This is a genomic window from Xanthobacter sp. ZOL 2024 (assembly GCF_052932325.1).
The window spans coordinates 2,304,590-2,318,122 of sequence record NZ_CM128808.1 but is presented as its reverse complement, the minus strand read 5'-3'; the positions used below and the strand labels follow the sequence as shown (position 1 = coordinate 2,318,122).

Sequence of the window (13,533 nt, the reverse complement as noted above, 5' to 3'; positions counted from 1 at the left end):
TACCGACACCAGATCTGCCGACACCAGATCTGCCGACACCAGATCTGCCGACACATGCGCCCCTGCGCCCGGGCACCGCAGGTGGCGGCGCCATTCACCGCCGCCACGTCACTGCTTGGCGGCGATGCGGTTCTTGGAGAACAGCATGGCATTGGCGGCCATGTGCTCGCCGGCCTCACTGGCGTTCCATTCCGGCAGCACCGCCACCTGGTTGGACCCTTCGCTCTGCGGCTTAGGCACGAAGGCGGCCGCGGCCCGCTTGGCCTTCGCCAGCACGGCGGCATCGGCCTCCTTCACCAGGGCATCGCGCTTGTCGGCGCTGTCCTGGTCGCCCTGGGCCGCGGCGATCTCGAACCAGGTGAGCGCCTCGGTGAGGTCGCTGGTTCCCGCCATGCCGCGCGCGAAGATGATGCCAAGATTGTGCTGGCTATCCTTCAGGCCGAGATTGGCCGCCTTGCGGAACCATTCGATGGCCCGGCCCCAATCGGGCGCGCCGTCGATGCCCTGGCTGTAGAGCACCGCCAGATTGTGCATGGCCCGCACATTGCCCTGCTCCGCCGCCCACTTATAGAAGCGATAGGCCTCATCCATGTTGTGCAGCGTGTTCTCATAAAGGCTGCCGAGCCGGTAAGCGGCCGGGGCGAAGCCGTTCGACACCGCATAGCCGAGCCATTTGATGCCGGCATCCAGGTCCACCGGCACGCCGACGCCATCGGCATATCGCACGCCCACTTCGTAGGCCGCCGCCAGGTTGCCTTCCAGCGCCGCCGTGCGCAGCGGCTGCGGGCCGGTGGGCACCGGCAGCTCGGCGGTGGTGCTGGTGGGCCCCTGCGTGAGCACCGCCGAGGGCACCGCGGCGGACTTGAGCCGCTCGAAGGTCTGGGTCGCCCGCGCCATCAGCGCATCGCGGCTGCTCCACGCCGCGGCGCCCGTCGCCGTCAGCAGGAGCACGAGACCGCTGGCGGCGATCAACGCCGGCGACACCCGCCGGCGCGCCGGCCGCGACGTCGCCCGCGACATCTGCCGCTTGCGCCCCAGCGCATGGCGATCCACCCGTGGCCGGGCGGCCGCCTCCGCCTTGGTCGTCTCGGCGTCGCGGGCGTCCTTGCGCTCGCGACCGGAGCGCTCCACCCGCAGCGTCTTGCGCGGACGCGACCCGCCAGCCGGCTCACGGGGCTCCGCCCGCAGCTCGGCCCGGTTCATCTCTTGGGCAGCCGCCTGCTGTGGACCCGCGTCTGTCGGGCTCGCCTCCTGCGGATGCCCGTCGGCCGGCAGGCCGGCGAAGACTTCGGCCCAGGCATCGGGCTCCGGCGCCCACGCCGCATCTCCGGCATCCCGGTCCCGCGCATCCGCAGCGATCGCGTCGAGATCCATCGCGTTCCGGTCCAGCGACCCCACATCCGGGGCCCCCGCATCCAGGCGTTCCTCATCCAGCGTCACGAAATTCAGGGTCGCCGGATCCTGGCCACCGGCATCCCTTCCCCCACGCACCGGCGCCACAGGGGGCGCGGCGGCAGCCGGGGCCTGCGGATCGGCGACCTGAGGATCGGCGACCTGGGGATCAGCGACCTGGGGATCAGTGACCTGGGGCGACCAGACATCGTCGGCGGTGCGGTCGAGCACCACCGGGGCCTCCTGCAGATCCATGCCGGGGCCCTCGCCCATCAGCATGCTGGCGCGGCGCTCCACCTCGGTCTGACGGGCCTCCAGGGCGGCGAGACCGCGCTTGAGGCCGACCACCACCGGTCCTTCGGTGTCGGTGGAGACCTTGCGGGTCACCGCTTCCACGGCCTCCTCCACCGCTCCCTGGGCGGCCACGACGGACGCGTGGCGCACGCCCCGCAACTCCTCCATCACGGCGCCGATCGCGTCCTCGATGCCGTCGAGCCGCTGCAGATGCACCTGCGCGCTCTGGAACCGCTCGGTGAGCGCCATCAAATGGTGTTCCACCACCTCGGCCAGCGGCGAAACCACGGCCGTGCCGGCCCCCTGCGCGACGTCCAGCCGGTCCAGCACCGCCCCGAGCCGCTCCGCCAGATCCGCGCCCAAGGCGGGAGACAGGCGGCTCAGCTGGGCGCTCACGCCATCCAGCCGATCATGCAGGGTGCGCACATTGGCTTCCACATCGCGCCGCAGTTCCTCGGCGCTGGCGCTCTGCCCCTCGCGGGCCCGCGCCTCATAGGCGTCCACCCGGCTCAGCAGCGCCTCGGCATTGCGCTCCAGGGCGCTGGTGGCCTCGGCCACCCGCTGGGCGGTTTCCTCGCCGGCGCGGGTGATCTGCTCGGCACATGCCGCCAGACGCTCTGCCAACGGCTGCAAGGCGGACCCGGAAAGGGTGCGGGTGACCAGCGACTTGAGCTCTGCCGACTGCGCCTGCAGCCGCGCCATCTCCACCGGATCGATGGCCTTGGCGTTCAGAATGTCGATCTTGCGCGCCAGCAGATCGAGGCCGGCGGACAGCGCCTCGAACCGCTCCGGCGCCCGCATCTCGTCGAGGCCGGCCCGCACCGCCATCAGCTCGTCGGCCAACAGCGCCACATCGTCCTGCCCGTCGCCGAGCCCGCCGATCCACAGATCCTCCACCCGGTGATGCAGCAGGGTGATGGCCCGGTCCATCTCCACCACGGCCCGGCGCGGCGCCGCATGCGAGAGGCGCGCCCGCAGATCGGCCACCTCCGCCTTCAGCGCCTCCACGGCGCCCATGGCGAAGGCCGGAGCCCCATGGGGCGGATCATAGGATGATGGGTCGACCCAGGTGTCCGGGCCGGCCGAGCCGCGCGCCTTGCCCGAGGGCCAGGCGGCCGGGGGGCGGGGGGCGGGGTTCCAGTCCCGATCGTTCACGGCGCCGGTGTCGCCGGCGCGACCCTCCCGCGCCGGGTACCCCTCGTCGCGGATCTGAGCCTTAGCCGCGGAGCCCGCCCAGGTCGTGCGCTGAAATCGCTCCATGTCCGCCTCCCTGCGGCCGGAGGAGAGAACCTGTGAGGGTGCCCAACTACCATGCTCGCACTGCGGTGATTCGTGATCTGCAGCATCTCGCGAACGTGGTAAATGAGGGGTTAAGCCGGAAATTTTCGTTTATTTTCAACGTCAGGTAACGGTTACTTTCCCTAACGGTAGCCCGTTGTCTCTCCCGGCGACGCCCGGCATCACGCTACAAAGGTTGCCGTGACGGAGCGGAACTTGCCAGCGGAATTGTACCGCCAGCCCGCTTTCAACCCGGGACTGCGGCGCCCTGCGCCAAGGTCGATCCGGGCGGATGTCACGGGTGGTGGTCCCTCCGGCCGGCTCCAGCCCCTCCCTGGCGATCCAGCAGATGCCACGGGATGGGCGCGACGGTGCGCCGGCGGCTACGGGTCCGGTCCCCTCCACCCATCCGGCGAACGGGCCGTTCGCCGCCGCCATCTGTGGCGCCCGCCGCCCGGGCGCCATGACGAGCAGCACTGGAACCGCGCGCTCCCGCTCCGCCCCCAGCCCGAGCCGGACGCAGATTGAATGACATGGGAGTGACCCTGTATGGACGCGAATACCTACGAACTCGGCCGTGGCCTGTCCCATCCGGTGGCCATGCCCCGGCCCGATGGCAAGGTCGACGCCCTGGGCAAGGCCGAGGACGTGTTCACCATCGGTGACCTCGCCCGCGAGTTCGGCACCACCCTCCGGGCCCTGCGCTTCTATGAGGACAAGGGCCTGATCGCGCCGCGCCGCGACGGCATGACCCGGCTTTACTCCGCCACCGATCGCGAGCGGCTGAAGGTGATCCTCAAGGGCAAGCAGCTCGGCTTCACTTTGGCCGAAATCCGCGCCCTGGTGGCCGCCCACACCGGCGCCGCCGCCGATCACGATGCCGCCCAGGGCCTCGCCCTGACCCGCGAGCGCTGCCTGAAGCAGCTGGCCCAGCTGGAGCGTCAGCGTGGCGAGATTGACAGCGCCATCGCCGAGCTGCAGTCCATCGCCAACAGCCTGGCGGCCTGATCCCCGCCCACCGCGCCCTCCCCCGGGAGGACGCGGTGGCTGATGTCAGAAAAGTGGTATTTTAAAACCTCAGCTGGCCACTCACTCGGCCATCTTGGCCAGCAGGGTCTCGGACAGCTCGAAATTGGCGGTGACGTTCTGCACGTCGTCATTGTCCTCAAGGCTGTCGACCAGCCTCAGCAGCTTCTCGCCGGTCTCGTCGTCCACCGCCACGGTGTTCTGCGGACGCCACACCAGACCCGCCTTGCGGGGCTCGCCGAACTTGGCCTCCAGCGCCTTCTGCACCTCGGCGAGGCTTTCCGCCGCGCACAGCACCTCATGGCCGTCCTCGTCCGAGGAGACGTCGTCGGCGCCGGCCTCGATGGCCGCTTCCATCATGGCGTCGGCATCCGCCTTGGCGGCATCGAACTCGATCGCCCCCATCCGGTCGAACATGAACGACACCGCCCCGGTCTCCGCCAGATTGCCGCCCGACTTGGTGAAATAGGAGCGCACTTCCGAGGCGGTGCGGTTGCGGTTGTCGGTCAGCGCCTCGACGATCACCGCCACCCCGCCGGGACCATAGCCCTCGTAGCGGATCTCCTCGTAATTCTCCGCATCCCCGCCCGCCGCCTTCTTGATGGCGCGCTCGATATTGTCCTTGGGCATGTTCTCCGCCCGGGCGGCCAGAATGGCGGCGCGCAGGCGCGGGTTCATGTTGGGATCTGGCAGGCCCATCTTGGCCGAGACCGTGATCTCGCGGGCGAGCTTGGAGAACAGCTTGGAACGCACCGCATCCTGGCGTCCCTTGCGGTGCATGATGTTCTTGAACTGTGAATGCCCGGCCATGGCGCCACCATCCCATTGAACACGGCCCCGCGCCCCGCCGAAGACGAGGCCGCCCGAACCGCAACGTTGACTGGAGCCGGCCTTATAGTCGGGAGGAAGGGAAAAGGGCAAGAAAGCCGGCGCAGAAAAGCCGGCGGACAAAGGCGTGCTGACCTTTCGTCAGCACGCCCGATGGCTCAATTCTCCCAGAAGGTCGGCCGCGTCTCCGCCAGGCTGCCGCCCAGCCGCACGGCGCTGACGCGCACCGCAAGGCCGGTCCGGTCATCGGTCTCCACCGCCACCCCGGACAGGGTGCCCGGCCCCGTGGCCGGCTCGAACCGCGCAGAAGCCAGCTTGCGGGTGAAGCGGCGCAGCGGCTCTTCTTTGTCCATGCCGATGACACCGTCATAGCAGCCGCACATGCCGGCATCGGTGAGGTAGGCGGTGCCGCCGGTGAGGATGCGGTGATCGGCGGTCGGCACATGGGTATGGGTGCCCACCACCAGCGAGGCGCGGCCGTCGCAATAATGGCCGATCACCTGCTTTTCGCTGGTGGTCTCCGCATGCACGTCCACCACCACCGCATCGGCCACCTCGCCGAGCACCGCGCCATCCAGCGCGCGGTCGATGCCGGCGAAGGGGTCGTCCAGCGGATCCATGAAGGTCCGCCCCATCACGTTGAGCACCAGCACCTGGGCGCCATTCTTGGCTTCCACCAGCGCGGCGCCGCGACCGGGGGTGCCTGCGGGATAGTTCAACGGCCGCACCAGCTGCGGCGCCCGCTCGATGAACACCAGCGCCTCGCGCTGGTCGAACGCATGGTTGCCGAGGGTCACCGCATCGGCGCCGGCGGCGAGCAGATCCTCATAGATGGCCTCGGTGATGCCGAAGCCACCGGCGGCGTTCTCGCCGTTCACCACCACGAAATCGAGCTTCCAGGCTTCCACCAGCCCGGGCAGGCGGTCCTGCACCACCTCCCGGCCCGGCCGTCCCACCACGTCGCCCAGGAACAGAATACGCATCGTCAGGCCTTCATCGTCCGCTGCAGGGGATCACCTCAGCTTCCGTTACCATCACATCCACCGGCTCGTCATGGGGTTCGGCGGGCACCCGCTCCACTTCCTGACAGGCGAAGGCAAAACCGACGGCCAGAAGCGGCCCCGCCTCCCGCAGGCGCGCCAGGGTGCGATCATAGAAACCCGCGCCATAGCCGATGCGCAGCCCGCGCCGGTCGAAGGCGGCGAGCGGTACCAACACCACCTCCGGCTCCAGCTGCGCGCACTCGGGGCCCGGGGTCGGAATAGCGAAAGCGCCCTGCGGCGCCAGCGCGGCCCCCTCGGCCCAATAGCGGAAAAGGAGCGGCACGCCCCGATCGACGATCACCGGCAGCGCCAGCTGGGCGTTGCGGCTCCATAGCTCGCGGGCCAGGGGCAGCGTGTCGATCTCATCGCGGAAGCTGGCAAACAAGGCGATGCGACGCCCCGTCAGGTCACCGTCGCGGCCCAGCAGCGATGTGGCGAGCCAGGCGGCCTGGGCGGAGGCGCGGGAGCGGGCCACAACGCCCATCTCCGCCCGCTGCGCCAGCGCCCGGGCCCGCAGCCGCGCCTTCTCGGCGCGCGAGGCCTCGCCATCTGCAGCGGCACCGACCGGAAGATCGACGGGAGAAGGCATGAGGATCCTGGCCACCACGCCCTGGCGGTGAAACCACCGGGCGAAGGCCCTGCGACGAGAGCCTTGAAATCAGTGCGGGGCCGCAAAGCCGTCGGAGGTCGATCCCGGGAAACCTACAACGTAGGTGGGCGCCGTGTGTCCAAGCCCGCAGGCGAGGTCAGAGACAGCTCCCTTAAGGATCGATAAGGCCCCGGGGAATAGTCTCCTAACGCACCCCGCAGCTCCGCACCTCATATCTAGGGAGCTTTGCCCCAAGGCGCCAGTCCTTCCCGCGACCGGAACCACGCGACCCGAGGTTATCCCATGCCGATGGTGCCGCCGCGCTCCCGCGGCACCAGATCCGCCACCAGCCGCTCGATGCGCTCGGCCACTTCCTCAATGGTGCGGGCCACCTCGCCCTCGCTGGCCTCGATGCGGGCGATGGCGGAGGCGCGCGCGTCGCGCTGCCCCTCGATGTCGCTTTCCAGCGCGCGGATCCGGTTACGCGCCTCGGCCAGTTCGTCGGCGATGGTGATGGCGGCCATCACCACCAGGCGCTGGTCCCCGATCTCGCCAAAGGCCGTTCGCAGCTGCGAAATGCGCGTGTCGATATCGTGCGCCAAGCGTACGAGATGGTCCTCCTGGCCCTCGTCGCAGGCCATCCGATACTGACGGCCGGCGATGGTGACGGAGACATGAGGCATGAAGATCAGCCGCCGTGAGTCGCGAGCACGTCGCGGATGGTGGACATGGCGACATCGAGCCGGCGCATGACTTCCTGCGCCACCTCCCCCACGTCGCCGGCCTCCGCCTGCGCCTTGTCCAGCTGGGCGGCGAGCCGCGCCCGGTCGTTGCCCAGCGCATGCAGCTGCGCCTGCAGCGCCTCCTGGTGACGATCCGCGTCCCGCCGCCGCTCCAGCGCGTCGACCAGCGAATCGAGGGCGGCATGCAACCGCCGGGTCGCCGCCTCAATGGGGGCGTCCTCAATGGGGAGACGTTGCTTCAGCGCGTACATGCAGAAAGTTTAGCCGAGTCGACCCGGCCGGCGCCACTGCTCCTTGAGTTGTCAACCAGAATGCTTTCGGCTTTTTTCTGCATGGCGTTAGCGAGTGGTTGATGCGCCTGACCCCACCCCCGGGGCGGCCAAACCCCGTGCCAGAGGGCACCGGCGGCAAGAAACTACCGCCTCCCGCAGCACCATCGGCGCCTGCCTGCCAAATAGCCCTGCACAAGAGGGCGCCACAGCGACGATGAAACGCGGCCGTGATGGCACTCGCCCCTTGACGTCACGGAGCCGGGCGGGTTTGACACCCCGGCAGGCACTGTTATCTAGACTGCCGCACGGTCGGCATGGGCTCCGCATGGGCCCGAAGGTCGCCGTTCCGGCCGCGCCATTCGGTGCGCACCTTCGCCGTTCCGGCCCGCCGCGCGTGCCGCAGGAGTAGAGGATTAATGTCGAACCGCACCCGCCATGATCGCATGGCCAATGCCATCCGGTTTCTGTCCATGGACGCCGTCGAGGCGGCCAAGAGCGGGCATCCCGGATTGCCCATGGGTGCGGCGGACATCGCCACCGTCCTGTTCTCCAAGGTCCTGAAGTTCGATCCGAGCCAGCCCGGCTGGGCCGATCGGGATCGCTTCGTACTCTCCGCCGGGCACGGCTCCATGCTGCTCTATTCGCTGCTGCATCTCACCGGCTATGCCAGCGTGCCCATGGCGGAGATCAAGCGCTTCCGCCAGCTCGGCTCGCTCACTCCCGGCCATCCCGAGAATTTCGTCACCGAAGGCGTGGAGACCACTACCGGCCCGCTCGGCCAGGGCATCGCCACCGCGGTGGGCATGGCCATGGCGGAACGTGCCCTCGCCGCCCAGTTCGGCCCCGAACTGGTGGACCACCGCACCTATGTGCTGTGCTCCGACGGCGACCTGATGGAAGGCATCAGCCAGGAGGCCGCCGACCTCGCCGGCCACCTCAAGCTCGCCAAGCTCACCGTGCTGTGGGACGACAACCACATCTCCATCGACGGGCCCACCTCCATCTCCGGCTCCACCGATCAGCTGGCGCGGTTCGCCGCCTCCGGCTGGGCCACCACCCGGGTGGACGGCCATGATCCCGAGGCGATCCTCGCCGCCATCGAAACCGCCAAGACCTCCAACCGGCCGACCCTGATCGCATGCCGCACCACCATCGGCTTCGGCTCGCCCAAGAAGGCGGGTTCCGAGAAGGTGCACGGCTCGCCGCTGGGCGCCGAGGAGATCGCCGCCACCCGCGCCGCCCTCGGCTGGGACGCCGCCCCCTTCGAGATCCCCGCCGACGTGCTGGCCGACTGGCGCGCCGCGGGCAGCGCCGGAGCCACCGCCCGCGCCGCCTGGGAGGCGCGCCTCGCCGCCGCCCCGGCGGAGCGCAAGGCTGAGTTCGAGCGCCGCGTTTCCGGCACCCTGCCGGCCGCCCTGGGAACCGCCGTGGTGGAGGCCAAGGCCCAGGCGGTGGCCGCCGGTGGCGCTGTCGCCACCCGCAAGTCGTCGGAGATGGTGCTCGACATCATCACCCCGGTGGTGCCGGAAATGATCGGCGGTTCGGCCGACCTCACCGGCTCCAACAACACCAAGGCCAAGACCGCCAAGTCCATCACCCCGGACGACTTCTCCGGCACCTTCGTGCACTGGGGCGTGCGCGAGCACGGCATGGCCGCGGCCATGAACGGTATGTCGCTGCACAAGGGCGTGGTGCCCTTCTCCGGTGGCTTCCTGGTGTTCTCCGATTACTGCCGCCCGGCGATCCGCCTCGCGGCGCTCATGGGCGCCCGGGTGATCCACGTGCTCACCCATGATTCCATCGGCCTCGGCGAGGATGGCCCCACCCACCAGCCGGTGGAGCATCTGGCGGCCCTACGGGCCATTCCGCATCTTCTGGTGCTGCGCCCGGCCGACACGGTGGAGACCGCCGAAGCCTGGCAGATCGCCCTGGAGGCGCAGGATCGCCCCTCGGCGCTGATCCTGTCGCGGCAGAACCTGCCGCTGCTGCGCACCGACGCCACCGCCGAGAACCGCAGCGCCGCCGGCGCCTATGAGCTGATCGCCGCCAGCGGCCCGGCCCAGGTGTCGCTGTTCGCCACCGGCTCCGAGGTTTCGGTGGCGGCGGAAGCGCGAACCCTTCTGGAGGCCCAGGGTGTGCCCACCCGCGTGGTCTCCGTGCCCTCGTTCGAACTGTTCCTCGAAAAGTCCGCCGCAGAGCGGGCCAAGGTGATCGGGGACGCTCCGGCCAAGGTGGCGGTGGAAGCCGCCATCCGCATGGGGTGGGACGAAATCGTCGGTTCGGATGCCGCCTTCGTGGGAATGACATCTTTTGGCGCCAGTGCGCCGGCAAAGGACCTTTATGCGCATTTCGGAATAACCGCGGAGAAGGTGGCCGAGGCCGCCCTCGACAAGCTCCGGCAGGTTTGAGTTCCGCGCGCGGCGGGCGCGACATCGCAGCGGCGCGGGAATGGGTCCCGCCGCCGCGCCCATAATGCAGGAGCCGTGCCTCATGGCCGGCTATGGAGGATGAGACATGAGCGTCAAGGTGGCCATCAACGGTTTTGGACGCATCGGCCGTAACGTGCTGCGCGCCATCATCGAATCGGGCCGCACCGACATCGAGGTGGTGGCGATCAACGATCTCGGCCCGGTCGAGACCAACGCCCACCTCATGCGTTTCGACAGCGTGCACGGCCGCTTCCCCGGTGAGGTGAAGGTGGCTGGTGACACCATCGACGTGGGTCGCGGCCCCATCAAGGTGACCGCCGTGCGCAACCCAGCCGAGCTGCCCCACAAGGAGCTCGGCGTCGAGATCGCCCTCGAGTGCACCGGCATCTTCACCTCCCGGGAGAAGGCTGCCGCCCACCTCACCGCCGGCGCCAAGCGGGTGCTGGTGTCGGCCCCGGCCGACGGCGCCGACCTCACCGTGGTCTATGGCGTGAACCACCAGAAACTCACCGCCGAGCACCTGGTGGTCTCCAACGCCTCCTGCACCACCAACTGCCTCGCCCCGGTGGCCAAGGTCCTCAACGATGCGGTCGGCATCGAGAAGGGCTTCATGACCACCATTCACGCTTATACCGGCGACCAGCCGACCCTCGACACCATGCACAAGGATCTGTACCGGGCCCGCGCGGCGGCCATGTCCATGATCCCCACCTCCACCGGCGCCGCCAAGGCGGTGGGCCTGGTGCTGCCGGAGCTCAATGGCAAGCTCGACGGCACCTCCATCCGCGTGCCGACCCCCAACGTCTCGGTGGTGGACCTCAAGTTCATCGCCAAGCGGTCGACCACCAAGGATGAGATCAACGCGGCCATCATCGCCGCCGCCAACGGCCCGCTGAAGGGCATCCTCGGCTTCACCGACCAGCCCAACGTCTCCATCGACTTCAACCACAATCCCAACTCGTCCACCTTCCACCTGGATCAGACCAAGGTGATGGACGGCACGCTGGTGCGGGTGCTGTCGTGGTACGACAACGAGTGGGGCTTCTCCAACCGCATGAGCGACACCGCCGTCGCCATGGGCAAGCTCGGCTGAGCGGACAGGGGGGCGCACCGATGACCGCCTACCGCACCCTCGACGATGCGGACCTCACCCAGAAGCGGGTGCTGGTCCGTGTGGATCTCAACGTGCCCATGGAAAGTGGGCGCGTGACCGACGACACCCGCCTCAAGGCCATCCTGCCCACCATCCGCGCCATCACGCAGAAGGGGGGCAAGGCGGTGCTGCTGGCCCATTTCGGCCGGCCCAAGGGCCGTGACGAAAGCCAGTCCCTGGCGCCCGTCGCCAAGGCGCTGGAAGCCCAGCTCGGCCATTCCGTCGCCTTCGCCTCCGATTGCGTGGGCGAGGCGGCGGCCGATGCCATCTCCCGGCTCGCCGCCGGCGATGTGATCGTGCTGGAGAACACCCGCTTCCACGCGGGTGAGGAAAAGAACGCGCCGGATTTCATCGAGGCCCTCGCCAAGCTCGGCGATGTCTATGTGAACGACGCCTTCTCCACGGCCCATCGCGCCCACGCCTCCACCGAGGGCCTCGCCCATCGGCTGCCGGCCTTCGCCGGCCGCTGCATGCAGGGCGAGCTCGATGCCCTCACCAAGGCCCTGGAGGCGCCTGAGCGTCCGGTGCTGGCAGTGGTGGGTGGTGCCAAGGTCTCCACCAAGCTCGAGCTGCTCGGCAATCTCGTGCAGAAGGTGGATATCCTCGTGATCGGCGGCGGCATGGCCAACACCTTCCTGGCCGCCATGGGGCACAACGTGGGCAAGTCCTTGTGCGAGCATGATCTGGGCGAGACCGCCCGGGCCATTCTCGAGAAGGCCAGGGCCGCCCAGTGCGAGATCGTGCTGCCGGTGGACGCGGTGGTGGCCAAGGAGTTCAAGGCCAACGCCCCGCACCGGGTGGTGGACGTGGACCATGTGGGCGCCGACGAGATGATCCTCGACGCCGGCCCGGCCACGGTCGCGCTGGTGAAGGAGAAGCTCAAGGGCGTGAAGACCGTGGTCTGGAACGGCCCGTTCGGTGCCTTCGAGATCACCCCCTTCGATGCCGCCACGGTGGCGGTGGCGAAGGAGGTCGCGGCCCTCACCACCGCCGGCAAGCTGCTGTCGGTGGCGGGCGGCGGCGACACCGTGGCCGCGCTCAACCACAGCGCGGTGGCGGACGAGTTCTCTTATGTCTCCACCGCTGGTGGCGCCTTCCTCGAATGGCTGGAGGGCAAGGCCCTGCCCGGCGTCGAGGCCCTGTGCTCCCACCGCTGACGGCGGATCGTTCGGCCCGGAGCGGCGCGTGCCGGCCCGGGCCTCTTCTCAGTTGCGTAACCGCCCGTCGTGGACCTCGGGTTCCGCGGCGGGCCGGTCAAACCCAAACCTTCCATCCGCCCAATGTGGCGGCAAAGCAGGATTTCAAGGCATGACGGCGGAGCTCGACGCGAACGCGCAGAAAATGGTGGCCGACGGCAAGGGCATCCTGGCGGCCGACGAGAGCACCAGCACCATCAAGAAGCGGTTCGACGCCATCGGCGTGGAGTCCACGGAAGGCAACCGCCGCGACTATCGCGAGCTGCTGTTCCGCTCCACCGAGGCGATGCAGAACTACATCTCCGGCGTCATTCTCTATGACGAGACCATCCGCCAGAAGGCCGCCGACGGCACCCCGCTGGTGGCGCTCATCGAGCAGGCCGGTGCGCTGCCAGGCATCAAGGTGGACGCCGGCGCCAAGCCGCTGCCGTTCTGCCCGGGCGAAACCATCACCGAAGGCCTCGACGGCCTCGCCGGCCGGCTGAAGGAATATCGCGATCTCGGTGCCCGCTTCGCCAAGTGGCGCGCGGTGATCGATATCGGCGCCGGCATCCCCTCCCGCGGCGCGGTGGAAGCCAATGCCCAGGCGCTGGCCCGCTATGCGGCCCTGTGCCAGGAAGCCGGCATCGTGCCAATCGTCGAGCCGGAAGTGCTGATGGACGGCGACCACACCATCGATCGCTGCTATGCGGTGACCGAGTTCGTGCTGAAGGAGACCTTCTATCAGCTCTACCATCAGCGCATCCGCCTGGAAGGCATGGTGCTGAAGCCCAACATGGTGGTGCCCGGCAAGAAGTGCGCCCAGAAGGCGTCGGTGGAAGAGGTGGCGGAAAAGACCGTGCGCCTGCTCAAGAATTGCGTGCCCGGCGCGGTGCCCGGCATCGCCTTCCTCTCCGGCGGCCAGTCGGACGAGGAGGCCACGGCCCACCTCGACGCCATGGTGAAGCTGGGCGGCCTGCCCTGGAAGCTCACCTATTCCTATGGTCGCGCCCTGCAGGCGGCGCCGCAGAAGGCGTGGTCGGGCAAGGCGGAGAACGTCGCCGCGGCCCAGGCGGCCTTCACCCACCGCGCCCGCATGAACTCCCTGGCGGCGCGCGGCCTGTGGTCGGCCGGCGAAGAGCAGAAGGCGGCCTGATCGCCGCGCCTCCCTTGTGAAAGGCCGGCCCTGCGCCGGCCTTTTTCATGCCCGGGGACATCCGCGCCCCGGGGTTCCGCAGCGGCCGGCTCGATCCCGGTCCGCGAGGCAATGGGGCCCGAACCGCCCTCCTGCCGCCAATTCGCCCCTTTCTT

11 protein-coding genes and 1 other RNA gene are annotated in these 13,533 nt (G+C 69.1%); 5 read left to right on the top strand and 7 right to left on the bottom strand.

Annotated elements, in window-relative coordinates:
- Positions 1-108: 108 nt before the first annotated feature.
- Complete coding sequence (locus tag ACU4E7_RS10670; protein WP_447021495.1) at positions 109-2,946, bottom strand: hypothetical protein; 2,838 nt, start codon at positions 2,944-2,946, stop codon at positions 109-111.
- Positions 2,947-3,564: 618 nt separating this feature from the next.
- Between ACU4E7_RS10670 and ACU4E7_RS10665 the strand changes: the two genes are divergently transcribed.
- On the top strand, positions 3,565-3,972 hold the full coding sequence (locus ACU4E7_RS10665; RefSeq protein WP_443266059.1) for a MerR family transcriptional regulator: 408 nt from the start codon (positions 3,565-3,567) through the stop codon (positions 3,970-3,972).
- Between the two features lie 81 nt (positions 3,973-4,053).
- Here ACU4E7_RS10665 and ACU4E7_RS10660 read toward each other — a convergent pair whose 3' ends face one another.
- From ACU4E7_RS10660 to ACU4E7_RS10635, 6 genes are all read right to left on the bottom strand, one after another.
- A complete protein-coding gene (locus ACU4E7_RS10660) occupies positions 4,054-4,800 on the bottom strand; it encodes a YebC/PmpR family DNA-binding transcriptional regulator (protein ID WP_447021494.1) in 747 nt (248 codons plus the stop codon).
- Positions 4,801-4,976: 176 nt separating this feature from the next.
- A complete protein-coding gene (locus ACU4E7_RS10655) occupies positions 4,977-5,801 on the bottom strand; it encodes a TIGR00282 family metallophosphoesterase (protein WP_238119723.1) in 825 nt (274 codons plus the stop codon).
- 10 nt (positions 5,802-5,811) lie between these two features.
- On the bottom strand, positions 5,812-6,450 hold the full coding sequence (locus ACU4E7_RS10650; protein WP_447021493.1) for a 5-formyltetrahydrofolate cyclo-ligase: 639 nt from the start codon (positions 6,448-6,450) through the stop codon (positions 5,812-5,814).
- A gap of 73 nt (positions 6,451-6,523) precedes the next feature.
- Positions 6,524-6,677, bottom strand: a non-coding RNA gene (gene ssrS / locus ACU4E7_RS10645) — 6S RNA.
- 69 nt (positions 6,678-6,746) lie between these two features.
- Entirely contained in the window at positions 6,747-7,133 is a 387-nt protein-coding gene (locus ACU4E7_RS10640; protein WP_238119719.1) for a cell division protein ZapA, read from the bottom strand.
- Positions 7,134-7,138: 5 nt separating this feature from the next.
- The gene (locus tag ACU4E7_RS10635; RefSeq protein WP_238119717.1) at positions 7,139-7,444 is read right to left on the bottom strand and encodes a DUF4164 domain-containing protein; all 306 of its coding nucleotides are present in this window, start codon (positions 7,442-7,444) and stop codon (positions 7,139-7,141) included.
- Between the two features lie 437 nt (positions 7,445-7,881).
- On the opposite strand from ACU4E7_RS10635, the gene tkt reads away from it, so the two are divergent.
- From tkt to ACU4E7_RS10615, 4 genes are all read left to right on the top strand, one after another.
- A complete protein-coding gene (tkt, locus tag ACU4E7_RS10630) occupies positions 7,882-9,873 on the top strand; it encodes a transketolase (protein ID WP_447021492.1) in 1,992 nt (663 codons plus the stop codon).
- A 106-nt stretch (positions 9,874-9,979) separates the two neighbouring features.
- The gene (gene gap, locus ACU4E7_RS10625; RefSeq protein WP_238119713.1) at positions 9,980-10,987 is read left to right on the top strand and encodes a type I glyceraldehyde-3-phosphate dehydrogenase; all 1,008 of its coding nucleotides are present in this window, start codon (positions 9,980-9,982) and stop codon (positions 10,985-10,987) included.
- A gap of 20 nt (positions 10,988-11,007) precedes the next feature.
- Positions 11,008-12,204 (top strand): phosphoglycerate kinase, encoded by a 1,197-nt coding sequence (locus ACU4E7_RS10620; RefSeq protein WP_238119711.1) that lies wholly within the window; start codon positions 11,008-11,010, stop codon positions 12,202-12,204.
- Between the two features lie 151 nt (positions 12,205-12,355).
- Positions 12,356-13,378, top strand: a complete 1,023-nt coding sequence (locus ACU4E7_RS10615; protein ID WP_447021491.1) for a class I fructose-bisphosphate aldolase — start codon at positions 12,356-12,358, stop codon at positions 13,376-13,378.
- Positions 13,379-13,533: the final 155 nt, after the last annotated feature.